At 39.9% G+C, this 1,114-nt stretch carries 1 protein-coding gene and 1 pseudogene; both read left to right on the forward strand.

The window, feature by feature from the left end:
• A partial coding sequence (locus F6K53_RS44655; RefSeq protein WP_293087458.1) for a HipA domain-containing protein occupies nt 1-898 on the forward strand: 898 nt, incomplete at its 5' end.
• A pseudogene (locus F6K53_RS44660) lies at nt 895-1,114 on the forward strand (DNA-binding protein); the annotation flags it as partial. The gene F6K53_RS44655 and the pseudogene F6K53_RS44660, both read left to right, overlap by 4 nt.

Raw genomic sequence — 1,114 nt, forward strand, 5'->3', positions numbered from 1 at the left:
TCAGTACGAGATCATTCGTTTAACTCCGGAGCAAGAGAGTCAGGCTCAAGACGAAACAATGGGGACAAAGGAAAAATTTTGGTTTAATCATTCTCAATTGAAAAAGTGTCTGTTCAAGTATCCTCGCCAAAACACAGGAGAAGACTGGTCAGAAAAAGTGGCATTTGAGTTGTGCAATCTTCTAGATATACCTGCGGCGCGCTATGAGTTAGCAGAAACCGCCGATGGACAAAAAGGGGTGATTACAGTCAATTTTTTAGGAGAGGGAGAAACCCTAGTGCATGGTAATGAAGTACTTAGTGGCATTAATCCTGATTATCCCGCTTTGGTTACGCAAAAGGCTTATCAACATACAATTGAAGTGGTTATGGAGGCGATTAGAGAAAAATCTGTTAACTTCCCCCCTAGTTGGACAGTACCTGATGGTTTCACAGATGCCAGAGATTTGTTTGTTGGCTACTTGCTGCTAGATGCGTGGATTGGTAATGGTGATCGTCATCATGAAAATTGGGGGTTTGTACTTCCTAAGACCTCTCAAACAGGTATTTATCTAGCTCCCACTTACGATCACGCCTCATGCCTGGGTCGTGAACTTTCTGATACTAAACGCCAGCATAGGTCTGTAGAGTCTTACGTAAATGGGTGCAAGTCAGCCTTTTATCTTAACGAAAATGAAAAAAAGCCTCTGAAAACATTTGAACTTTTTGAATACATTAACACTCACTATCCTAAAGCTAGTCAGGAGTGGCTCAACCGTCTTGAGCAAATTTCAGAGCAACAGATAAATTCAACTTTACAGGCATTTCCAGATTGTCGTATCTCAAAAGAAGCATCTGACTTTGCTAAGAAAATTTTGCTCACCAACAAAAAAAGACTGCTCTGTCTATTAAATTTATGAGTATCACTTCCCTAAAAACTTTATTTTTAGCTTGGCAAGATTATCAAAGTCGATCGTGGAACCCAGTGGGTCGATTGACATTTGATGGAAAAAATTACGAATTTGTTTATATAAAAGGTGCAAAGGAAGCGCAAGAAAAATTTGGGTTTGAGCCTCTAATGTCTTTTCCAGAGTGGAATAAGACCTATTGTTCCACGGAGTTGTTTGCGTTTTTTG

Source organism: Moorena sp. SIO4A1 (assembly GCF_010672065.1).
GTDB lineage: Bacteria > Cyanobacteriota > Cyanobacteriia > Cyanobacteriales > Coleofasciculaceae > Moorena.